At 48.7% G+C, this 22,198-nt stretch carries 19 protein-coding genes; 6 read left to right on the top strand and 13 right to left on the bottom strand.

The window, feature by feature from the left end; all coding sequences use genetic code 11:
- Position 1 precedes the first annotated feature (1 nt).
- Entirely contained in the window at positions 2 to 898 is an 897-nt protein-coding gene (locus ACO0LC_RS05190) for a LysR family transcriptional regulator (RefSeq protein WP_423001306.1), read from the bottom strand.
- A gap of 97 nt (positions 899 to 995) precedes the next feature.
- Here ACO0LC_RS05190 and ACO0LC_RS05195 point away from each other — a divergent pair, with 97 nt between their 5' ends.
- On the top strand, positions 996 to 2,075 hold the full coding sequence (locus ACO0LC_RS05195) for an NAD(P)H-binding protein (protein ID WP_423001308.1): 1,080 nt from the start codon (positions 996 to 998) through the stop codon (positions 2,073 to 2,075).
- Here the strand turns inward: ACO0LC_RS05195 and ACO0LC_RS05200 are convergent.
- From ACO0LC_RS05200 to urtA, 6 genes are all read right to left on the bottom strand, one after another.
- Positions 2,019 to 2,897, bottom strand: coding sequence for an urease accessory protein UreD (locus tag ACO0LC_RS05200; protein WP_423001310.1), 879 nt, complete (start codon positions 2,895 to 2,897; stop codon positions 2,019 to 2,021). The genes ACO0LC_RS05195 and ACO0LC_RS05200 overlap by 57 nt on opposite strands.
- A gap of 28 nt (positions 2,898 to 2,925) precedes the next feature.
- Positions 2,926 to 3,624: an urea ABC transporter ATP-binding subunit UrtE gene (gene urtE / locus ACO0LC_RS05205; protein ID WP_162058805.1), complete on the bottom strand. Its 699-nt coding sequence runs from the start codon at positions 3,622 to 3,624 to the stop codon at positions 2,926 to 2,928.
- A gap of 12 nt (positions 3,625 to 3,636) precedes the next feature.
- A complete protein-coding gene (gene urtD / locus ACO0LC_RS05210; protein ID WP_423001791.1) occupies positions 3,637 to 4,482 on the bottom strand; it encodes an urea ABC transporter ATP-binding protein UrtD in 846 nt (281 codons plus the stop codon).
- 8 nt (positions 4,483 to 4,490) lie between these two features.
- A complete protein-coding gene (gene urtC / locus ACO0LC_RS05215) occupies positions 4,491 to 5,600 on the bottom strand; it encodes an urea ABC transporter permease subunit UrtC (RefSeq protein ID WP_423001313.1) in 1,110 nt (369 codons plus the stop codon).
- Complete coding sequence (gene urtB, locus ACO0LC_RS05220) at positions 5,597 to 7,195, bottom strand: urea ABC transporter permease subunit UrtB (protein ID WP_423001315.1); 1,599 nt, start codon at positions 7,193 to 7,195, stop codon at positions 5,597 to 5,599. Before urtB ends, urtC begins: the two co-directional genes overlap by 4 nt.
- A gap of 100 nt (positions 7,196 to 7,295) precedes the next feature.
- Positions 7,296 to 8,549: an urea ABC transporter substrate-binding protein gene (gene urtA, locus ACO0LC_RS05225; RefSeq protein ID WP_423001317.1), complete on the bottom strand. Its 1,254-nt coding sequence runs from the start codon at positions 8,547 to 8,549 to the stop codon at positions 7,296 to 7,298.
- A gap of 642 nt (positions 8,550 to 9,191) precedes the next feature.
- Between urtA and ACO0LC_RS05230 the strand changes: the two genes are divergently transcribed.
- The 5 genes from ACO0LC_RS05230 (at position 9,192) to ACO0LC_RS05250 (ending at position 15,661) form a co-directional block, all read left to right on the top strand.
- A complete protein-coding gene (locus tag ACO0LC_RS05230; RefSeq protein WP_423001319.1) occupies positions 9,192 to 10,526 on the top strand; it encodes an ATP-binding protein in 1,335 nt (444 codons plus the stop codon).
- A 20-nt stretch (positions 10,527 to 10,546) separates the two neighbouring features.
- Entirely contained in the window at positions 10,547 to 12,172 is a 1,626-nt protein-coding gene (locus tag ACO0LC_RS05235; RefSeq protein ID WP_423001321.1) for an EAL domain-containing protein, read from the top strand.
- A gap of 92 nt (positions 12,173 to 12,264) precedes the next feature.
- Positions 12,265 to 13,821, top strand: coding sequence for an ATP-binding protein (locus ACO0LC_RS05240; protein ID WP_423001323.1), 1,557 nt, complete (start codon positions 12,265 to 12,267; stop codon positions 13,819 to 13,821).
- Positions 13,822 to 13,844: 23 nt separating this feature from the next.
- On the top strand, positions 13,845 to 15,131 hold the full coding sequence (locus ACO0LC_RS05245) for an HD domain-containing phosphohydrolase (protein ID WP_423001325.1): 1,287 nt from the start codon (positions 13,845 to 13,847) through the stop codon (positions 15,129 to 15,131).
- Positions 15,131 to 15,661 carry a response regulator gene (locus ACO0LC_RS05250; RefSeq protein WP_423001327.1) on the top strand — a complete coding sequence of 177 codons (531 nt, stop codon included), beginning with the start codon at positions 15,131 to 15,133 and terminating at the stop codon, positions 15,659 to 15,661. The genes ACO0LC_RS05245 and ACO0LC_RS05250 overlap by 1 nt, the downstream gene beginning before the upstream one ends.
- 149 nt (positions 15,662 to 15,810) lie before the next feature.
- Here ACO0LC_RS05250 and ACO0LC_RS05255 read toward each other — a convergent pair whose 3' ends face one another.
- The 6 genes from ACO0LC_RS05255 to ACO0LC_RS05280 are packed head-to-tail and all read right to left on the bottom strand — an operon-like array spanning position 15,811 to position 22,099.
- The gene (locus ACO0LC_RS05255; protein WP_423001330.1) at positions 15,811 to 16,065 is read right to left on the bottom strand and encodes an AraC family transcriptional regulator; all 255 of its coding nucleotides are present in this window, start codon (positions 16,063 to 16,065) and stop codon (positions 15,811 to 15,813) included.
- A gap of 13 nt (positions 16,066 to 16,078) precedes the next feature.
- Positions 16,079 to 16,546, bottom strand: a complete 468-nt coding sequence (locus ACO0LC_RS05260; protein ID WP_423001332.1) for a helix-turn-helix domain-containing protein — start codon at positions 16,544 to 16,546, stop codon at positions 16,079 to 16,081.
- 34 nt (positions 16,547 to 16,580) lie between these two features.
- On the bottom strand, positions 16,581 to 17,276 hold the full coding sequence (locus tag ACO0LC_RS05265; protein ID WP_423001334.1) for an alpha/beta fold hydrolase: 696 nt from the start codon (positions 17,274 to 17,276) through the stop codon (positions 16,581 to 16,583).
- Positions 17,277 to 17,314: 38 nt separating this feature from the next.
- Positions 17,315 to 18,877: an FGGY-family carbohydrate kinase gene (locus ACO0LC_RS05270; protein ID WP_423001336.1), complete on the bottom strand. Its 1,563-nt coding sequence runs from the start codon at positions 18,875 to 18,877 to the stop codon at positions 17,315 to 17,317.
- A gap of 16 nt (positions 18,878 to 18,893) precedes the next feature.
- Complete coding sequence (locus tag ACO0LC_RS05275; RefSeq protein WP_423001338.1) at positions 18,894 to 20,492, bottom strand: glycerol-3-phosphate dehydrogenase/oxidase; 1,599 nt, start codon at positions 20,490 to 20,492, stop codon at positions 18,894 to 18,896.
- The gene (locus ACO0LC_RS05280) at positions 20,489 to 22,099 is read right to left on the bottom strand and encodes an FAD-binding oxidoreductase (protein WP_423001340.1); all 1,611 of its coding nucleotides are present in this window, start codon (positions 22,097 to 22,099) and stop codon (positions 20,489 to 20,491) included. The genes ACO0LC_RS05275 and ACO0LC_RS05280 overlap by 4 nt, the downstream gene beginning before the upstream one ends.
- Positions 22,100 to 22,198 lie beyond the last annotated feature (99 nt).

The following is a 22,198-nucleotide window of genomic DNA, read 5'->3' on the forward strand; positions in this document are numbered from 1 at the left end:
CTCAGATTTTTTGCAGCAAGGCCTGCAATTCCTTAACCAGATGATCAAAGGTAGTCCTGTAACGCTGACTGGAGCGCAAGTCCTCATGCATGACTACCCAGACCGGGAAATCGATTTGAAATTCATCTGCCAGCACGCGCTGCAGTTGAGTATGCTGTTGGGCCAAACCAAGCTGGCATATACCTATTCCATAGCCTTTGCGTATCGCAGAAAATTGCACAAGGTCGCTATCGGCACGCAAGGAAAAATCAGCGCGCTGTACCTGCGGGTAGCGTTTTTGCAAAGCCCTGATATAGGGAAATTCCCGGTCATAACCTATCACGCTATGTTTTTTTAACGCCATCAAATCAACTGGTATTCCATGGCGCGACAGATAATCGACATGGGCAAAGTATCCCAGGCTGATCGTACCAGCGCGACGGGCAATCAATGCATCTTGCAAGGGTTCAGTATTGCGTATGGCGATGTCCGCATCACGCTTGAGCAAATCCTGAGTATGGTTGGTTATTTGTAGTTCTATGCTCAATTCAGGATAGCACTGTTGCAAGCCTGCCAGCATGCCTGGCAATATCTCTACCCCCATAACTTCTGATGCGGTAACACGCACTGTGCCTCTTACCTCATTTGCTTCTGACGACACACTGCGCAGTAAAGCACTTTCAGTTGCACGCAAACTTTCTGCATAAGGTTTCATGGCCAGCGCGGCGATGGTGGGTGACAGGCCAGACTGGTTGCGCACGAACAGGGTGGTGCCCAAAGCCTGTTCCAGCGCCTCTATCTGTCGCCCTACCGTAGGCTGGGTCAAGCCCAGGGCACGGGCAGCCCCTGACAATGAGCCTTCTTCCAGCACTGCCAGTGCAGTTCGGTAGTAATCCCAGTGTATATTTTTATTATCCATACAAAAATGTATATCACCTATGCAGTTTTAGCGAATTGTATATAGCTTCGCAAACATACACAATGGCTACATCAACCAAACATTAAGGAGAAACAAAATGACTCAGCAAACATCCAGCAACATCCAAAACAACGCGCAAACCAATGCTCAAACCAATAAGCAAGCACTGGTATTGGGTGCAACTGGCGGCGTAGGAGGTGAAGTGGCACGCTTGCTGATGCAGCGCGGCTGGCAAGTCACTACCCTGCATCGCAATCCTGATCAAGTGAAAGATAAAACAGCAGCGCATATCTGGGTGAAAGGTGATGTCCTGGTGCAGGACGATGTGGTGCAAGCTGCCGCCGGAAAATCTGTAATCGTCCACGCAGTCAATCCACCAGGCTACCGCGATTGGGAAAAACTGGTACTGCCTATGATAGATAATACGATCGCAGCAGCCCAGGCCAGCGGTGCACGCATACTGCTGCCGGGTACTGTTTATAACTACGGCCCCGATGCTTTCCCGCTGATTGCAGAAAACGCGTCCCAGTTCCCTATCACCAAGAAAGGGAAAATCCGGGTAGAGCTGGAGCACCGTCTGCGTCTGGCGTCCAGCAAGGGTGTCAAGTCCCTTATCGTCAGGGCCGGTGATTTCTTTGGTCCCAAGGCTGCAAACAACTGGTTTTCACAAGGATTGGTGACCCCAGGCCAGCCAGTAAGTGTAGTGCGTTACCCTGGCAGCGATGGTGTTGGTCATCAATGGGCTTACTTGCCTGACGTGGCAGAAACCATGGTGCGTTTGCTGGAACGTGAAAAAGAACTGGGTAGTTTTGCCCGCTTCCATATGGAAGGTCATTGGGATCATGATGGCAAGCAAATGGTCGCTGCAATTGGCCATGTCACTGCCCAGCCTGCATTGAAAGCGAGCTGGTTCCCATGGCCGGTGTTCGCTTTGCTGGCACCTTTCAAGCAGACCCTCAAGGAAATGCTGGAAATGCGTTACCTGTGGCGCACTGAAGTCAAAATGTCGAACCAGGCCTTGGTAGACTTTTTGGGTGAAGAACCACGTACACCATTGGATGTGGCAGTTCGTACCAGCCTGGCAGGTCTGGGTTGCATCAAGCGTAATGCAAGCTACGAATCAAGTGTTCCAGATGCGCGGAATTTTGGCATCACACCCAATCACGACAGGGCGTAAATGCTGCCACACCAGTTGCAACCAAAGCCGGGCGACTTCACTGGAGTTGCCCAGGTAGCGTGCAACAATGACAGACTTCATTTGCGTGACGCCACACATGGCGTCCGCTTCACGCACAGACAAAAAGGCCGATGTTTGCTCACGCAAAGCCTGCAATTGTTCACCAGACAGCATGGCGCCAGAAGCCAGCACCATCGCCGACACTGATTTGCCATTCAACCCCAAAGGACTTTTCATGGCAGAGCTGCCACCTTGCAAACTGCCCTGTTCATGCCAGATCATCTTACCTTCACGATAGATACTGCAATGCTGCTTGATTCGGCCGCTGTTATAGGTTTCGCCAGAGGCAGTACGGCCAAAGCAAAAAATATCAGCCGCGATCAACCTGGCATCTGCCGCCAGATGTATGGTCTGGTGCAAATCAACGCAGGCATCATCAAAAAAGATGGTTTCTTGCGGCAGCCATTCCAGCCTGGCACCTGCATCAAGCTTCAGATTGATATGTTGTGCGGATATATAGCCGTTACTGCGATACCATTTTGCCGCACCTGGTGTCGTTACCAGCGCATGTGTGTCGGCCGCCAACTTCACATCGATTTTTAACTGGTCGCCACCGACTACGCCACCTGGGGGATGGATGATGATGGCATGGCAAACTGCCTCCCCTTCAGGATACAAAGGCTTTTGCACACGCAGGGGACCATTATGTTTGCGTTCCGTCAGGCGCGTGACATCGCCATCCTTGCTAAAGCCCAGTTGCAGGCTGGCTTGCCAGTGTGATTTTGTGATATTTGAAGGTAGTGCTGGACTGCAGACATCCATATTCAGCTAGCGATAGGTAAAGACTGCACTATACCGCCAGATGCCGCTTGACGTCATCACCGTCCATCAACTCCTGGCCGCCATAGGCCACCACTTCGCCGCGCGACAACACGACAAAATGATCTGCCAGTTCGCGGGCAAAATCGAAATACTGCTCGCACAGCAAGATGCCTATGTCGCCCCGCTCACGCAGCAGGCGGATGACGCGACCTATATCCTTGATGATGGATGGCTGTATGCCTTCAGTAGGTTCATCCAGGATGATGAGCTTGGGTTCAGCCAGCAAAGCGCGGGCAATGGCAAGCTGTTGCTGCTGGCCGCCAGATAAATCACCACCTCGCCTGTGCAGCATTTCTTTCAATACCGGGAACAACTGATATACCTCATCCTTGATTTTGCCTGCCTTGCGTGCAGGCAGGCTGGCCATGCCCATGAGCAGATTTTCTTCCACGGTAAGGCGTGCAAAAATCTCGCGCCCTTGTGGCACATAGGCTATCCCGGCCCTGGCCCTGTCATGTGGAGAGAGCTTGTTGATGTCGCGACCTTCAAAGCTGACCGTGCCTTCAGTAACGGGCAAGACACCCATCAGGCATTTCAGCAAGCTGGTTTTACCAACACCATTACGGCCCAGCAAGGCCATGCATTCACCTTTTTTCAGTGACAGTGAAATGCCACGCAAGGTGTGGCTGGAACCGTAATGCTGATGTAATTGTTTGACTTCAAGCATGCTTGGCTTTCATTAGCGTCCTAGGTAAACTTCAATGACGCGTTCATCAGCCTGTACCTGCGCCATTGTGCCCTCGGCAAGTACAGATCCCTCATGCAATACTGTGACTTTGCCCTGTTGCGCAATTTCAGTGACGAAACCCATATCATGTTCAACCACCATGATGGAATGCTTGCCGCGCAGTTCATTGAGCAATTCAGCAGTGCGTGCAGTCTCGGCATCTGACATGCCAGCCACTGGCTCATCGAGCAAGATCAATTGCGGTTCCTGTATCAGCAGCATGCCTATCTCCAGCCACTGCTTTTGGCCATGCGATAACAAGCCAGCCTGCCTTTGTTCTTGCCCATCCAGGCGTATCAATTGCAGGATGGTGGCGATCTTGTCTTTTTGTTCGCTGTTCAAGCGGGCAAACAGGGTGGTCTTGACACGCTTGTCCATTTTCATGGCCAGCTCAAGATTTTCGAACACACTGTGCTGCTCAAACACGGTCGGTCGCTGGAACTTGCGACCTATGCCAGCATGGGCAATATCGACTTCGCTCATGCGTGTCAGGTCCATGGTCTGGCCAAAGAATGCAGTGCCGGATGTGGGCCGGGTTTTGCCAGTGATCACATCCATCATCGTGGTTTTGCCAGCGCCATTGGGGCCGATAATGCAACGCAGTTCGCCCACCGAAATATCCAGGTTCAGCTTATTGATAGCCTTGAAACCATCAAATGAAACCACGATGTCTTCCAGGTAGAGAATCGCGCCATGGGTGGTATCTACGCCCTCTGGTTTGATGCGACCATAAGACACGCCCTGGTCACCAGTAGCACTCTCGTACTGCTGCCCTGGCCGCAAGACGCCACTCACCATGTAAGAAGTCATGCTGGCTCCCGCTGTTTTTTGAACTTGCTCACCAGACCCAGTACGCCCTGTTGCATGAACAAGGTCACCAGGATAAACAGCAAGCCCAGTGCATACAGCCACAAATCGGGAAAAGCCGCAGTAAACCAGCTTTTGAGACCATTGACAGTAAAAGCACCAATGATGGGACCCAGCAAAGTACCGCGCCCACCGACTGCGGCCCAGATCACCATTTCTATGGAATTGGCAGGTGACATTTCAGACGGGTTGATGATACCAACTTGCGGTACATACAGCGCACCAGCAATGCCGCAGAGTATGGCAGACAGCGTCCAGACAAACAGCTTGAACCACAGAGGGTTGTAACCGATGAACATCAGTCGCGATTCAGAATCGCGCACGGCCTGTAGTACGCGCCCCAACTTGGAAGTAACTATCCAGCGGCACAGGAACAAGGCTGATAGCAAGATCAGCAAAGTGATCAGGTACAAGGCTGCCTTGGTAACAGGTGCGGTGATGGTAAAACCCAGAATGCGCTTGAAGTCGGTAAAGCCATTATTACCGCCAAAGCCCGTGTTATTACGGAAAAACAGCAGCATGAAGGCAAACGTCATGGCTTGAGTGATGATAGAAAAATACACACCCTTAATGCGTGAGCGAAAGGCAAAGAAACCAAAGATAAAAGCCAACACCCCAGGCACTAGTACCACCAGCGCCATGCAATACCAGAAGCTGTCTGTCATGGACCAATACCAGGGATAGGTTTTCCAGTCCAGGAAAACCATGAAGTCTGGCAGGTTGCTTTGATAGACACCGTCCCGGCCAATCGCACGCATCAGATACATGCCATGTGCATAGGCACCCAGTGCAAAGAATACCCCGTGTCCCAAAGACAGAATGCCGGTATAACCCCAGACCAGATCAAGTGCCAGCGCAGCCAGGGCATAGCACATGAATTTGCCAACCAGGGCAATCGTGTAGCTGGAAATATGCAGGGTATGACCCGCAGGAAAACTCAGGTTAAGAATAGGCAGCAATACTGCAATCACCGCACACACCAATATGCCTGTCCATGCAGGTCTGGAAAACAGCCCCTTTGCTATTGCAATTGTCGTAATCGCACTCATTCCACACTCCTGCCTTTGAGCGCAAACAAGCCTTGCGGTCTGCGTTGTATGAAAATGATGATGAATACCAGAATGACGATCTTGGCCATAACAGCCCCGGCTACAGGCTCCAGAAATTTATTCACTTCGCCCAGGCCAAAAGCCGCAATCACGGTACCAGCCAACTGCCCTACTCCACCCAGGACGACGACCATGAAAGAATCAACGATATAATTTTGCCCGAGGTCAGGGCCTACATTACCCAACTGCGACAAAGCCACACCACCCAGACCTGCTATGCCAGAACCCAGGCCAAAAGTCAGCATATCTATCTTGCCGGTTGCGACCCCTACACAATCAGCCATGCGGCGATTTTGTGTAACGGCACGCACGAACAAGCCCAGACGTGTCTTGTTCAAGATCAGCCAGACTGCCAGTACCACAAACAGCGCAAAAAAGATAATGATGATGCGGTTATAAGACAGCACCAGCGAACCCAGCACCGTGATACCGCCTGACATCCAGGAAGGATTGGCAACTTCGACATTTTGCGCACCAAAAATAGAGCGCACTGCCTGCATCAAGATCAGGCTGATGCCCCAGGTGCATAACAGGGTTTCCAGCGGACGGCCATATAACCAGCGTATGACTGTTCTTTCCAGCAAAATACCAACGGCGGCAGAAACCAGGAAAGCCGCAGGCAGAGCCAGCAACAAATAAGCATCGACAGCACCAGGAATGAATTTGCGGAACAACATCTGGCAGACATAGGTAGTGTAAGCGCCTATCATCAGCAATTCGCCATGCGCCATATTGATGATGCCCATCAGGCCAAAGGTGATTGCCAGGCCCAGTGCAGCCAGCAACAGTACGCTACCCAGTGAGACGCCATAAAACAGATTGCCAACAAATTCCATGCGCGCCAGGCGGCCATCAATGGCATTCAGGGTATTGGCCGCCTCCAGGCGTATGCTGGCATCGGTTTCGTTGTAACTACCATCGGGATTTTGTGCCAGCATCTTTTGCAGTACTGGTTTTAAGTTGGGGTTGGGGCTATCCAGCAAAGCCTTGACAGCCGCCTTGCGCACCACCGGGTCACTGGCCTGTAAATTGGCGGTGGCAATCAGCATTTGCAGGCGCGACTTGATTTCGCTATCGTTTTCTTTCAGATAGGCTTTATTCAGTAAGGGTAATTGTTCTGGCGTTGCTTCTTTTTCCAGCGCAGTGGCTGCGACGAGGCGGGTATTTTTGTCTGGTGAAAATAATCTCAAACCTGACAGCGCACTATCCAGCGCAGCACGCAGGCGGTTATTGATGGTGATTGCCTCTGCATCATCAGGCAGCTTTTGCATTTTCCCGGTGCTGAGGTCTCTGACCTGCGCACCATCGACCAGGTAAACAGCGACGTCCCTGGCAAACAATTGTTCATTTTTCAGTGCAGTCAATACTTCCACAGCCTCTTCATTACCGAGGGTCGCAATGGTATTGACGGCGGTAATACGCGCATCAGGATCATCACCCGCCAGCGCCTGTAGGAGCTTGCCGTCGATAGCCGCATGCGCTGTCAGGCTGAACACGAACAAGACTATGCTCGCGCAGATTTTACGAAATATCATAGGCAACCAGGTCAGGGATGGAAAATCCGGAACAGTACTCAGGGCCATCAATATGTGAAAGACCCTGAGTGTCTGCATCAATACTTAAACACTCCTTGAATTACAGTTTCTGTTTACCTTCATTGCCTGGGATATAAGGGCTCCATGGTTGCGCACGGATAGGTGTCTTGGTTTTGTAGACTACGCTGAACTGGCCATCAGCCTTGATCTCACCTATCATGACTGGCTTGTGCAGGTGATGATTGGTTTTATCCATCGTTAATTCAAAACCGGATGGCGCCTTGAAAGTTTGCCCGCCCATGGCAGCAATAACCTTATCGGTATCTGTGGACTTGGCTTTTTCAACAGCCTGCTTCCACATATACATGCCTACATAAGTCGCTTCCATAGGGTCATTGGTCACCACTGTTGCGGCATTCGGCAGTTTTTTTGCGGCTGCATAATCTTTCCATTTTTTGATGAATTCAGTATTCACTGGGTTCTTCACAGACTGGAAGTAATTCCAGGCGGCCAGATGACCGACCAATGGCTTGGTATCGACACCGCGCAATTCTTCTTCACCGACCGAGAATGCGACGACAGGTACATCCGTAGCCTTCAGGCCAGCATTACCAAGCTCCTTATAGAATGGGACGTTGGAGTCACCATTGATGGTAGAGATAACCGCAGTCTTGCCACCTGCAGCAAATTTCTTGATATTGGCAACAATGGTCTGGTAATCAGAGTGACCGAACGGGGTATACACTTCATCGATGTCAGTATCCTTGACACCTTTGCTATGCAAGAAGGCGCGCAGGATTTTATTGGTCGTGCGTGGATATACATAATCAGTGCCCAGCAAGACAAAACGCTTGGCACCACCGCCCTCTTTCGACATCAGGTATTCGGTCGCAGGAATAGCTTGCTGATTAGGCGCAGCACCAGTGTAGAAAACGTTCTTCTCCAGCTCTTCACCTTCATACTGCACCGGGTAAAACAGCAGGCTATTGAGTTCCTTGAAGACTGGCAGTACAGATTTACGCGACACCGATGTCCAGCAACCAAACACCACGGATACTTTGTCTTGCGACACCAGTTGGCGAGCTTTTTCGGCAAACAGCGGCCAGTTGGAGGCCGGGTCCACGATCACCGCCTCCAGTTTTTTGCCCATGACACCACCGCTGGCATTGATTTCATCTATCGTCATCAAGGCTACATCTTTGAGCGATGTCTCCGAGATTGCCATAGTGCCAGACAGGGAATGCAGAATGCCGACCTTGATGGTATCGGCGGCTTGTGCCTGTGTGAGCCAGCCGGAAGCGGCCAGAGTCATTGCGGCAACAGCAGTTGCTTTCAAAACAGTACGACGTGACATGTTTTCTCCTGATAGTGGTGAGGTCATGGAAAGAAAAACCGAACTTCCACCCTGGAGATAGCAGATAGCATGCCAGCTTATGTATTTACTTGAGTCTATTGTTGACAGCCAGCACTGTCATTAGAATATGAAACAAAATATGCAGGAATACTTGAGCTAAACAATTCTGATATGGAAGGAATACAAAACTATTTCAATGCATGTTTTTTACAAAATACTGAAACAATTTGGTGAGAATTGCCTAATTGCAATATTTTGCAAAAATAAACTCTGCCTTTTAGTGCAATGCTGCTCCTAAATTGTGCAAAAAATATTACTTCTTGCAATTTAATCCTTACTGAAAAACCTGGACAGCAAGACGTTTCAAAAATGCCACCCGCCAGCAATAAATTCGAGCGCCATAAAATCTTGCTTGAGTTTGAAATAAGTCCCTGTTTTCATTGAATTTAATGGCCATCATCTTAGCCACACACCACATTTTTGCTAAAATTTCAATAAAATAAAATAATAAATGCAAGTAAACTGCATCACTATCTATCCTTCCCTTTTGAAAAAAATAGCAATTCAATTACTTATTGCTCTAATATATAGACATAAGGGAATTTAAAAAAAACAATACTTCCATTTTTTCCTGCGGCGGTCATGGTGAATCAGTTTGATGAATTCAGCGTTCTACCTCCAGTTACGGGCGAGACTACTCAGCCCGCTACAGCTACTGGCATCTCTACAGACGCTCGGTTGCAATACCTGATCGATAATACGCCAGCCATCATCTATAGCAGCGTACCTACAGGTGATTTCAAAATGACTTTTGTCAGCAACAATGCCCACCATGTATTGGGCTATCACCCTGATGAAATGGTCGCAGATCCCAATTTCTGGTTTGAACACATACATCCAGAAGACGTCCCTGAAATTTTCTCAAGCATTGCAAAACTATTTACTGAAGGTGAAAGAACCTACGAATATCGCTTCAAGAGCCGTAGCGGACAATATGTTTGGATGCATGACATGCTGAGGCTGATACGCGACAAAGACGGCAATCCCGTTGAGGTCGTTGGTTCTTTAACCGACATCACCAAGCGCAAGGAAATGGAAGCAAGCTTGTTCAAGAAGGGTGAAGAACAACAGCTTTTGATCAAGAAATTGCAAGAAGCCCATGAACAATTATTGCAATCAGAGAAAATGGCTTCTGTCGGCCAGCTCGCAGCAGGCATTGCACATGAGATCAATAACCCCATAGGCTTTATCAACTCGAATATAGGTAGCCTGAGGAGCTATGTAGATAAATTATTTGATGTCATCAAACAGTATGAAGATCTGATACGCCAACAAACGCCTGCAATCGCGCTTGAAAAGGTAGACGAACTCCGGGAAAGTGCCGATCTCGATTTTTTAAAAGAAGATATACAGGATCTGGTGCGTGAATCCATGGATGGTCTCAAGCGCGTCAAAGACATCGTGCAATCGCTTAAAGACTTCTCACATGTGGGCGAAACTGATTGGCAAGAAGCGGATATACATCATGGCATAGACAGCACTCTCAATATTGTCATCAACGAAATCAAATACAAGGCAAATATTGTTAAAGAATACGGCCAGCTACCGCCAGTGAAATGCATTATTTCGCAAATCAATCAGGTTGTGATGAACTTGCTGGTGAACGCCTCGCATGCCATCAAGGAAAACGGCATGATCAAAATAAGTACGGGATGTGACATGAGTATGGCCTGGATTAAGGTGCTCGATACTGGCGCAGGCATTCCACCAGAAAATTTAAATCGTATCTTTGAACCTTTTTTCACAACCAAACCTGTAGGTAGCGGGACGGGGCTAGGACTCTCGCTTTCCTATGGCATAGTCAAGAAACATGGAGGAAAGATTGAAGTCCACAGCGTGCTGGGGAAAGGTACTTGCTTTACTATCTGGCTACCTTTGCGACAGGAAAATAATGCTGTAGAAAGCCAACCCATGTAGTCAACACGGAACCCATTCAAATGAATACGGTAGCGCTAGACAGAATCGATATAGAAACAGAGCTTCAAGCTGCAATTGATGCCAATGAGCTACATTTGCACTATCAGCCCAAAGCCGACTTGCAAACTGGTCAATTGGCTGGAGTAGAAGCTCTTTTGCGCTGGTCTCACCCTACTCATGGTCTGATCCCACCTTCCGTCTTGATTCCCGTGGCAGAAAATTCTGAGCTTATCGTCCGTCTCGGTGATTGGGTCATCAAGCAAGTTTGCAAAGACATCGTTGATTGGGATATGGCGGGTTTGATCCCCCCTTGCGTCGCCATAAATATTTCGCCCATACAATTGCAGGACAGAGGCTTTGTCAATCGCCTGTCTGAACTACTGGCAACGGCCTGCGTCAATGCAGAAAAAATCTCTCTGGAAATAACAGAAAGCGTCTTGATGTACCGCAGTGAAAGCATAGATCAGACATTCAGTGACTTCAAAAAACAGGGTTATGTGCTTGCTCTCGATGATTTTGGGACAGGATATTCAGCCCTTAGTTATCTAAAGCATTTCCCATTTGATTATGTCAAAGTGGACCGCTCCTTTGTTCAGGAGCTGCCACATAACCCCGATGACGTGTCCATCACCAGAGCGGTCATTTCCATGGCGCATAGCCTGGGTATCAAAGTAATCGCAGAAGGTGTGGAAACAGAGGCGCAATGCAAGTTCCTGAGTGAAAACATGTGTGATCAGGTACAGGGGCATTTCTATTCCAAACCCTTGAGCTCTGAGCAATTGAAACAATTTTTGAAAGATAGTCAAATACTGGACAAGCATTTGCTACGCATGGGCAAACCTGATCGTAGTTTGCTCCTGGTTGATGACGAACCAAATATACTGAATGCTCTCAAGCGCCTGCTGCGCAGAGATGAGTACCGGATATTAACAGCGAGCGGTGGCCACGAAGGCTTGGAAATTCTGGAAAAAAACAGAGTTGATGTCATCATTTCCGATCAACGCATGCCTTTGATGACGGGTGTAGAATTTCTACGCAATGCGAAAAAACTCTACCCTGAAACGGTCCGCATAATTCTCTCTGGCTATACCGAACTGCAATACATTACTGATGCCATCAATGAAGGTGCCATTTATAAGTTCCTGACCAAACCCTGGGATGACGAATTAATACGCGCCAATATCCGCGAAGCCTTCCACTATAAAGAAATGGAAGACGAGAACCGGCGTCTAACTCTGCAAGTACAAACAACCAATCAGGAACTGATCAGCGCCAATAAACAATTGGCTGACATGCTAGAGCAAAAACAAAAACAAATCAGCCGTGATGAGCTTAGCCTGAGCATAGTACGTGAAGTACTGCAATATGTTCCTTTACCGATTATCGCAGTTGATGATGAAGACATGGTGGTGTTTATCAATAACTCGGCAGAAAAAATCATCCCTACATCCAAACTGGAGCTTGGTTGCCAGATCGAATACCTGATACCTGACGCAGGTTTGGGAATACGTACTGTTTCAGAAGGACTTTGGTTTCCAGTGCAGGTGTACGGCCAATTATTTAATGCACAATGGAAAAATTTGGGTGAAAAACATAAATCAACCGGGAAAATTGTCATGCTCATTGACGATCGTAATCGACACTGAATAAGTGTGCACGACTGCAAATTAAACATTATTCATAGATCAGACTAAAAGAGAATGACATCTATGTATTACATCAGAGATCAGGTGAAATAATGAACAAAGAATTTTCCTTGTCGGAGGATATGGACGCACCAGCATCCGTGACAGAGGTTAGTGATGTCCAAAATCCTGTTTTCCATGCAGAACAAGACAAATTAAAAACAGACACGCCCCTACTCAATAAGATGGGAATAGAACTCGCACAATTTCTAGACAGTAGCCCTGTACCAACCTTTGTCATCGATTCCAATCATGTCATCACGCATTGGAACAAGGCTTGTGAATTTGTTCTGGGTTACTCGGCTGCCAGCATGATCTCAACCCGCAATCAGTGGAAACCATTTTATCGTGACAATCGCCCCATATTAGCTGACCTGGTTTTGTCGGGCCATGATGACATCGTTGTCCACAAGTTTTATCACAATAAATTCTCTCAATCCCAATTGATACATGGTGCCTACGAAGCTATAGACTTTTTCCCCGACTTGCATGAACACGGTCTCTGGCTGCATTTTACTGCAGCACCCCTACATAACAAGGATGGGAAAGTTGTTGGTGCGATAGAGACATTGGAAGATATCACCGAGCGCTATGATGCAGAAAATGCCCTGCGCCAAGCCCATAGCAACCTGGAAAACCTGGTCAAGAAACGTACTCTGCAACTGGCTGAAACAAATAGTAAACTGGAAGCCGATATCAAGCAAAGAGAGTCCATAGAAAGCGAATTGCTACGCAGAAACACTGAACTCACTGAACTCAATGCTAAATTATCGATGGCGCAGGAACAGTTACTTCAGTCTGAAAAACTGGCCTCAATAGGCCAACTTGCTGCCGGTGTTGCGCATGAAATTAATAATCCTATAGGTTATATCTTTTCCAATTTTTCCACCTTGGAAAACTACATCAAAGACTTGTTCACAATCATTCAGGCCTATGAATCTGCCGAACAACATATTGCATCCGTCAGCATCAAGAGCGAACTAAGCGAAATAAAAGAAGAAAAGGAATTATCTTTCCTCAAGGAAGACATTCCTGAACTTGTACAGCAGTCGCGCGAAGGTATAGAAAGAGTGCGCAAAATCGTCCAGGATTTGAAGGACTTCTCTCGCATTGACTCGCAACAAGAATGGCAGTGGGCAAATATTCATGTAGGAATAGATTCGACTCTCAATATCGTCAATAACGAGATCAAGTACAAGGCTGAAGTGATCAAGGAATATGGCAAGATCCCCGACGTAGAATGCCTGGCATCACAAATCAATCAAGTCGTCATGAACCTGGTAGTGAATGCATCGCATGCTATTACAACGGAGCGCGGCAAGATCACCATACGCACCAGTTGCGACGATGAGTATGTATTTATTGAAGTGGCTGATAACGGTAGCGGCATACCAAAAGAAATTATCAACCGTATATTTGATCCTTTCTTCACCACTAAATCAATAGGTAAAGGCACCGGTTTGGGACTTTCGCTGTCTTATGGCATCATACAAAAACATCATGGCAAAATCACAGTCAATAGCGAAATTGGCAAAGGAACGAGTTTTCTCATCAGCTTACCCATCAAGCACGTAGACCAATCCATAGAGGATGACGGTGACAACAAATGAGTGCAGAGTCAGTCTCAACAGATATGCCTGTATTGCTTTTCGTGGATGATGAGCCGAACATCCTTTCTTCATTGCGCAGGTTATTCAGACAACACTCTTATAAAATCTTCATTGCCAACGGTGGCCAGGAAGGTCTGGACATATTAGAGAAAGAAAGCATCGATCTGGTTATTTCAGACATGCGCATGCCAGTCATGGACGGCGCCGTATTCCTGGCCCATGTCAAAGACCGCTGGCCCAATACCATACGCCTTCTGTTGACCGGCTATGCTGATATACAATCAACCATCGATGCCATCAATCGTGGCGAAATCTATCGCTATATCACCAAACCCTGGAATGACAATGATATCGTACTTGTCGTCAAACAGGCGCTGGAACGCAAGGCGCTGGAGATAGAAAAGAAACGCCTGGAAGAATTAACCCTGCGTCAAAACGAAGAACTGAAGTCCTTGAATGCCAGTCTCGAAATCAAGGTCGATGAACGTACCGCAGATTTAAAAAAAGCCCATTCATCCCTGCTACAAGCCAATGATAAATTGAAAAGCAATTTCCTGACGTCGATCAAGGTATTTTCCAATGTCATAGAAATGCGTGGTGATAAGCTGGTTGGGCATTCCAGGCGAGTGGCCGATCTGTCCAGGAAAATAGCAAAAAAACTCAATCTGGATACGCGTGAAGCACAGGAAATTTTCGTCGCGGCCTTATTGGCTGATATAGGGAAAATTGGTTTTTCAGATGAATTATTAGCAACGCCTGTCAATCAAATGAATGGCGAACAGCTAGGGCTATTTCACAAGCACACCTTAAGAGCAGAACAATTATTAATGCCGCTGCAAGACTTGCAAGGCGCAGCAAAGATTATCCGCGCCCAGCATGAGCGCTTTGATGGCCGGGGCTTCCCCGACGGCCTGGTCGGTGAGAGTATCCCCATAGGCGCGCGCATATTGTCACTGACTAGCGATTATGACAATCTGCAAAATGGCAGCCTAGTTCAAAAACGTGTACATATGGAAGATGCCCAGGCCTTGATCATACGCGGCGCCGGCAATCGCTATGATGAAAAAGTCGTCGCAGCATTCAAACAAATTATCAGTAATCAGGCTGACGACATTGACGATAGAGAAATTGGTATCGGACAATTACAAGCAGGTATGATACTTTCTGCTGATGTTATTTCCAAAGAAGGCATGCTGCTCTTACCAGCCGACTATGTTCTTGACCAGCATGTCATCGACAAATTGGCATTGTTCGAGCATCCCGCAGGTGCTAAATTGATCATACGTGTACACAGTAACAGGAGAAAATAATGTATAGAATCTTATTGCTGGATGACGAACAGAATGTCTTGCTGGCCTTGCAAAGAAGCCTGAAAGGCATAGCAAAAGACTTGGAAATGACGATGGAATTGTTTAATGTCCCTCAAGAAGCAATACAACGCCTGAGTGATACGCCCTTCGATTTTATCGTCTCTGACTATCACATGCCTGGCATGAATGGCATACAGTTTCTGGCCATCGCCAAGGAAATGCAGCCAGGTGCCATACGCCTCATGCTAAGCGCCTCAGCCGAATTCAAGACCATACTAGGTGCGATCAACGATGCAGAAGTGTTCCGCTATATAGCAAAGCCATGGAACCAGGAAGAATTGCTGGAAACCATACAACTGGCGGCAGTACGCCGTCAGCAAATCATGGAAGACCAGAAACTGGCAGATGAATTGCGGGTACAACGCGGCATGATGTCACCCCAGGAACAAGAATTAAAACGACTGGAAGAAACCGAGCCAGGGATCACCAAAGTAAAATGGGGTCCCGATGGCTCGGTATTGCTGGATTAATTCAAGCTACGATGAAATAAATTAAGCCTGGTCATCCCTGGTTATTACAGCGCTTTGACTGGTACACACAGCAAGCAAGAAAACATTCCTGTCTGAGTATCCAGAGCAGAATTCGCTGAGAATTGTTCAAAACATGGCCTGTCATCACATTACATGCCACTGGCTGGCAGATATTCACGCATCAGCAACATCCAAGCGTCATTGATGTCAGTTGCTGGCCCCTTGAATTTTGCAACAGCATAGGCACCACCAGGCAAAGTCTTGATATTTGCCTGCGTACCAGGAGAAAAATTTTCTGGTGCTGTGATACAGGCGTCATAACGACATTTATCAGCCGCAGTGACGCTGGGATCATCGTGGCCTATGCCATAACAGATTTGATTTTGCAAACCATGCGCTTGCATCTAGGGCGCCACTTTATTGGCCCAGAACTTTGTAACGCCTGTACCATAAGGTCCCATATAACGTTGATAAGCAACAAGCCAACCTGCGCTCATCCCTAGTTGTGCGCCATTGACTAGGGGTGCAATCAAAGCGGATTTTAAATGCACGCGCAAATGCTTCACCAGAAGCAAATCCACAAGCCAGGGCAATATCGAGTATCGAAGCCTGCATATCACAACACAATCGCCAGGCTGCAGTTTCCAGACGACGCCTGCGCGCATAATCACCCAGGGTCTCGCCCATCCAGGCAGCAAATACCCGATGAAAATGGAAGCGGGAGAAATGGGCTATTTCTGCCAATTGTTCCAGTTCCAATGAAGCATCCAGATGCTGGTCTATATGATCAAGGACACGATTCAGGCGTCTTGCATATTCAGCCTGATAAATATGGGCATTCGGCTTGGAATTGGCTTGAGCTGGCGATATAGAGCTAGTGTTCATGCCTAACATTATAAGCATCAGAGCGTACTCTTGACTATCGCGATTGACGCTCGGCAATAAATCCTAGAACATCCCTGACAACTGCCTCTGCTCTTGTTTGCAATAAAAAATGCGGTGCCTCGTATAGACAGATTTTCATATCAGGTATTTGGCTGCGGATTTGAGTTAGCGCAGATAAAGGTATCAGCCTGTCACGGGTGGCTTGCAGATAAAGGACAGGCACTTTGATGGCAGGGAGTTTGTCCCGCACATCACAAGCAAGCACCGCACGAAGGCGTGCTTTAAGACAGGCCGCTTGCACTTGTGCCAAGGCGTTAGCCAACTGCTCGCGCAATTCCTTGCTGGAAAAACGTCCCAGGAGTAAATGGCTGAGCAGGCTTAAAGGTGGCAGCCTGCCAGGCAAATATGGCAATATATATTTGGACGCTGCCAGCAAAGGATAGGGATTGCGCGCAAAAGTCGCACAAAGTATCAATGCTTTCAAGCCTGGGGGCTGGGTTGCTGCGATAGATATGGCAATAGGGCCTGAGAATGACTCACCAGTCAAAATATAGTCTTCATCAATTGGTAACTGTGCTGTAACCAGGGCTTGTAGTTCTGCATAACCCAGCGCTTGATCTGTCGGGTAGCTAAGCACTGTTAACTTGCATTTTGCATCTAGTGCTTTGCGCATGGGCTCATATAGTGTGCCTGTGCCATCCATGCCAGGCAAGAGGATCAGTGTCGTCATGCTGGTGATCATAGCAGGCCTAGCATTATCATGCAGTATCAATGCATTTTCGGATAACCAGTAATTTGCTGTATCTCTTTATATAAGGGCTGCAGACGCGCATACATCTTTTGATAGACGCGGTGATACAGTTCATTGTAGATCTGGTGATGATGGGTGATCGGTTCAAAGGTTTTTCCTATGCGCGTCATTTCCTTGATGGCCACATCGAAATTTGCATGCAGACCCAAGCCCACCGCCGCATCTATGGCAGCGCCAAGACCCGAGGTTTCATAGATATGTGGACGTGAAGTCGGCAAACCAAAGATATCTGCAGTCAGTTGCATGGCAGCGTCACTTTGTGAGCCGCCACCGGAAATACGCAACTCAGTGATGGCAACACCACTGCGTTTTTCTATGCGCTCTTTACCTTCACGCAGAGCGTAAGCGAGCCCTTCCAGGATGGCACGATACATATGGGCACGCGTATGCACATCACCAAAACCAATAATAGCTCCCTTGGCTTCTGCGCCTGGCACCTTGATGCCGGGCGACCAGTAAGGTTGCAACATCAAGCCCATGGAACCTGGCGGTACGGCGTTCACCAGTTCATCAAACAAGGCCTCTGGTAATACGCCCTGCTCTGCTGCTTGTAGTTTTTCATGGTGACCAAACTGCTCCTTGAACCAGTTCACCATCCAGTAACCACGGAATATTTGTACCTCAGTACTATAGGAACCGGGGATCGCCGCCGGATAAGGCGGTATGAAGGGAGTCACTTCCAGATATTTTTTGCTGGTCGTGTTAATCGTGGCCGTCGTGCCATAACTGAGACAGCCAATATTAGGCTGCTGGCAGCCCGCTCCTATCACTTCGCAAGCTTTATCCGCCGCCGCCGCCAGCAAAGGTGTGCCTGCCAATATACCGGTCGCTGCCTCAGCCGCCTGGTTGATGTGGCCCATCACTGTGCCTGGCGGCACCAGTTCAGGCAAGGATTTTGCTTTTACCGCCAAAGCCTGCCATTTCCAGTCCAGCTTGCCTGCCCATTTCAAACCCTTGTAATCAAAGGGCAAATAACCAACTTGCGAACCTATGGAATCAATAAAATTGCCGCACAGGCGGTAATTCAGATAGCCAGACAACATCAGGTATTTATCCGTCTTCTCCCAGATATCGGGTTGATGTGCCTTGATCCAGTTGGCTTCTGCCTCACCACGGAAAAAATTGATGGTGCTGGCAACACCTGCCAGTTTGAAGGCGGTCATCCACAAGGAATTGACGGGTGGAACTATGACGGTACGCCTTTGATCCAGCCAGGTGATGGCCGGGCGCAAAGGCTGGCCCTGCTTATCCAGATTAATCATGGTGCCACGTTGCGTGGTCACGGCCACACCATGCACTGTAGCTGGTGAAATCCCATGTTCATTCCATAAACGCTGGCAGGCTGTGCACACTGCCTGCCAGTAATCTTCAGGGTGATGCTCTGCCCAGCCAGGATGATCTGAGAAATAAGCTTCCAGATGAACCTGAGATTTCGCGACGATATTGCCGCGTAAATCAAACAGGATAGCCCGGACGCTTTGGGTGCCATTGTCTATGGAGAGAATATATTGTTTGGACATGGATTATTTCTCGTGATTATTCAGGCTGGCGTTGGGACGATGGCAAAGCATAATACCTGTTCCACAATTGCAGATAGCTTGCCTGTTCATTTTTCCAACGCTCGTCGGTCCATTGTAATTCAGGCTGGCAGATTGCCCTGATACGTGGCAACAAAGCCAGTCCACCCTGGCGCAACAACAAGCCCAGGCGGGTGCGGCGTAACAACAAGTCTTCCAGGTGCTCGACCGCTTCGCTACGGGCTGCCCAGCGTAATTCGACCCACATGGTCAATGTCCCCGGTATAGTATTCAACTCCCCGGCTTGGGCTATCTTGACAATTTCAGCGGCAGATTCGCCATAATGACCTTGCAACCGGGATTTTTGTGTCTGATTGAGTTGATACTCTTGCGACAAATCTGCTGGCTGGGCAAACAGCTTGCTCACTTTAGGATCAGGCTGATGATCAGGGAATAAATGGCTGATGTGTTTCAAGGCATCTTGCGCTATCAGCCTGAAAGTCGTTAACTTACCGCCAGTAACTGTCAGCAAGCCTTTTTCCAGCCATATAGCATGATCACGCCCCTCCTTGGATGGATCAGCCTTGCCAGTATCGATCACAGGTCTGATACCTGCATAGCTGGCAATGACGTCTTCCTGCTTGAGCTGCAATTGCGGGAATTGAAAATCCATGGCTTCCATCAAATAAGCAACTTCTTCTGGAGTGATCGCTACCTCTTTTTGCATGTCAGCACCATGATCAACATCGGTGGTCCCGACCAGGCTGACGCCTTCCCAGGGATAGACGAATACCGGGCGACCATCGCGCGGATGCATAAGGCTAACTGCCTGCGCCACTGGCAAGCGCCAGCTTGGAAATAACAAGTGGCTGCCACGCAAGGGGCGCAATCTTGCGCTCGCCCCCTGTTGCTGACGCAAGCCATCTGCCCAGGCACCTGTTGCATTGATGATGACTTTTGCCTTGACCTGATAGCTTTGCTCATTCAGTGCATCTTGCAAAACCACAGCACTGGCCTGTCCATCTTCATAAACGAGCCTTGTTACGGCAAGATAATTCAAGGCGGTCGCACCAGCTCCACGTGCTTCTTGTAAAACCCTGAGCACCAGCCGAGCATCGTCAGTCTTGGCATCCAGATAGCATGAACCACCTTTCAAATCAGCCGCAGGTATATGCGGTGCCAGCATCTGGAAATCCTGCGCCGAAAAATAATGCTTGCCACGCAAACCAGCCAGAAAATCATAGATGATCAAACCCACTGCAAACAGCCAGCGCCCAGGCTTGCGCCCTTGATAATCGGCAAAGGCAAAACTCTGCGGTTCCACCAAACCCGCGGCAGACTGCATCAATTGCTGCCTTTCACGTACAGAATCCCTGGTCAGGAAAAATTTACCTTCCTTGATATAACGCAGGCCACCATGCACAAGTTTGGATGAGCGACTCGATGTACCCCAGGCGAAATCCTTTTGCTCAACCAGCAAAACCTTGAGCCCTCGCCTGGCAGCTTCCAGTAAAATCCCTGCGCCAGTGATGCCGCCACCGATAACGATGATATCCCATGTTTGCTTATTCTCAGCAAGCATGCTCAGCAAGTCAGCACGTGAGCTGGGCCACTTCATAGCTTACTATCTTCTGCGGGTAATAATTTACCTGGATTCATGATGCCTTGCGGATCAAAGTGCCTGAACAAGTGGCGCATGCTGGATATCCCCAGGCTGCCTTTTTCTGCTTGCAGGTAAGGTGCATGATCGCTACCCACGCCATGCTGGTGACTGATCGTGCCACCATTGGCAACAATGGCAGCCGACACGGCAGACTTGAGCTTACGCCAGCGTGCATGGTCCTGTTCATAATCACCAGTCAGGCGATATACAAAGGTGGAGTAGACGCTGGCGCCTTGCCCATATAAATGAGACAAATGCGTATAAGCATGTACCTGCTCATTTTCATTATCCATGGCGACTTTGCCTGCCTCTTCCATACCCAGCATCATGGTCTTGACCTTGGGCCAGTCACAGGCAGTCTCTACCGTGTCTATTGCATAACCTTGCTGCCAAGCGCTATTGCGCAGGTAGACATTCCTGAAACGCCCCTGCTTCCATTTCTCACCCATAGTCTTGCCTACGCTTACACCTTTATATAGGCTAGAGATTTTCAATGCAGACCTGACGGCATGACGTACCTGGGATTTTTCGCCACTTGCGCCTATCAGTAACAGGCATTTACCCTCATCACAATCGCGCAAGCGCAGATAGCATTCCAGCAAACCTATCAGCTTCTTGTGGCCTGCCAATGCCAGGCTGGTCAGGGTTTCAGTTGCATTTGACAGCCGCAACATTGATAAACCGAGTTTAGCCTGGGCGATAGTCCTGACCGCAGTTTGAGCAGCATCCCAATCCGGGAAAAACACCGCATGGAATTCTTCACATGCGGGCAAAGGCGTAATGCGTACGGTGACGTCAGTCAGTATCCCCATGCGCCCCTCTGAACCCAGCAAGATCTCGCGCAAGTCTGGCCCTGCAGCGGATGCCGGGAAGGTTTGTATATCCAGGCGCCCGGCCGGTGTCTCTATCCTGGCACCGGCCAGCAATTGTTCTATCCTGCCATAACGTAGAGACTGCTGACCGGACGAACGCGTGACCACCCAGCCACCCAAAGTCGAGTATTCAAAAGATTGCGGGAAATGCCCCAGCGTATAGCCGAGGGCACGCAATTGTGCTTCCAGATCGGGACCAAAGACACCTGCACCAAAAGTTGCCAGTTGCGCCTCTTTATCCAGATTCAGCAATTGCGACATGCGTGACATGTCTACTGACAAGACCGGCCGCGCACCCTCAGTTACAGCCAGGTGCCCGACCACGCTGGTACCACCACCATAAGGTATCAAGGCTATATCATGGAGCGCGGCATAATCCAGCAAGCCGCGCACATCCTCAGCACTTTCAGGGTAAGCCACGCCATCAGGAAAGTGACTGATCTTGCCAAAACGCATTTTCAACCAATCCGGCAGACTCTGGCCCAGGCTATGCCTGACACGTCCCAGAGCAGCCGTGTCTATCAAGTCATTTGCTGGCAAACGACTGACTGGCACCTGACTGCATACCTGATCCAGTTCTACATCAGTTGGCGGCAAGCTCTGCCCTATACGTGTTTGCAAAAACGCCAAAGCATCTGCATTGATCGCATAAGTAATACTGTCATCACCCCAACCATTCCAACGTCGCATTTTTTTCTGTCCCTGAATTAAGCTCAAACTTGTATACTCACCAATTGACTTACAGCTTAATCAAGTGTCATCTTCAGGTATTGCGCTTTCATGACAAGG

The sequence above is a fragment of the Undibacterium sp. JH2W genome (assembly GCF_049340425.1).
Taxonomy (GTDB): domain Bacteria; phylum Pseudomonadota; class Gammaproteobacteria; order Burkholderiales; family Burkholderiaceae_D; genus Undibacterium.

Excerpts from the sequence above, each read along its gene's own strand:
- ACO0LC_RS05255 (WP_423001330.1), bottom strand. The coding sequence starts at position 16,065 with ATGCAAGCGCATGGTTTGCAAAATCAAATCTGTTATGGCATAGGCCAC.
- urtD (WP_423001791.1), bottom strand. The coding sequence starts at position 4,482 with ATGGTGAGTGGCGTCTTGCGGCCAGGGCAGCAGTACGAGAGTGCTACT.
- ACO0LC_RS05270 (WP_423001336.1), bottom strand. The coding sequence starts at position 18,877 with ATGTCCAAACAATATATTCTCTCCATAGACAATGGCACCCAAAGCGTC.
- ACO0LC_RS05200 (WP_423001310.1), bottom strand. The coding sequence starts at position 2,897 with ATGGATGTCTGCAGTCCAGCACTACCTTCAAATATCACAAAATCACAC.
- urtE (WP_162058805.1), bottom strand. The coding sequence starts at position 3,624 with ATGCTTGAAGTCAAACAATTACATCAGCATTACGGTTCCAGCCACACC.
- ACO0LC_RS05245 (WP_423001325.1), top strand. The coding sequence starts at position 13,845 with ATGCCTGTATTGCTTTTCGTGGATGATGAGCCGAACATCCTTTCTTCA.
- ACO0LC_RS05265 (WP_423001334.1), bottom strand. The coding sequence starts at position 17,276 with ATGACGACACTGATCCTCTTGCCTGGCATGGATGGCACAGGCACACTA.
- ACO0LC_RS05235 (WP_423001321.1), top strand. The coding sequence starts at position 10,547 with ATGAATACGGTAGCGCTAGACAGAATCGATATAGAAACAGAGCTTCAA.
- ACO0LC_RS05275 (WP_423001338.1), bottom strand. The coding sequence starts at position 20,492 with ATGAAGTGGCCCAGCTCACGTGCTGACTTGCTGAGCATGCTTGCTGAG.
- ACO0LC_RS05195 (WP_423001308.1), top strand. The coding sequence starts at position 996 with ATGACTCAGCAAACATCCAGCAACATCCAAAACAACGCGCAAACCAAT.
- ACO0LC_RS05230 (WP_423001319.1), top strand. The coding sequence starts at position 9,192 with ATGGTGAATCAGTTTGATGAATTCAGCGTTCTACCTCCAGTTACGGGC.
- urtB (WP_423001315.1), bottom strand. The coding sequence starts at position 7,195 with ATGATATTTCGTAAAATCTGCGCGAGCATAGTCTTGTTCGTGTTCAGC.
- ACO0LC_RS05190 (WP_423001306.1), bottom strand. The coding sequence starts at position 898 with ATGGATAATAAAAATATACACTGGGATTACTACCGAACTGCACTGGCA.
- ACO0LC_RS05280 (WP_423001340.1), bottom strand. The coding sequence starts at position 22,099 with ATGCGACGTTGGAATGGTTGGGGTGATGACAGTATTACTTATGCGATC.
- urtC (WP_423001313.1), bottom strand. The coding sequence starts at position 5,600 with ATGAGTGCGATTACGACAATTGCAATAGCAAAGGGGCTGTTTTCCAGA.
- urtA (WP_423001317.1), bottom strand. The coding sequence starts at position 8,549 with ATGTCACGTCGTACTGTTTTGAAAGCAACTGCTGTTGCCGCAATGACT.
- ACO0LC_RS05250 (WP_423001327.1), top strand. The coding sequence starts at position 15,131 with ATGTATAGAATCTTATTGCTGGATGACGAACAGAATGTCTTGCTGGCC.
- ACO0LC_RS05240 (WP_423001323.1), top strand. The coding sequence starts at position 12,265 with ATGAACAAAGAATTTTCCTTGTCGGAGGATATGGACGCACCAGCATCC.
- ACO0LC_RS05260 (WP_423001332.1), bottom strand. The coding sequence starts at position 16,546 with ATGAACACTAGCTCTATATCGCCAGCTCAAGCCAATTCCAAGCCGAAT.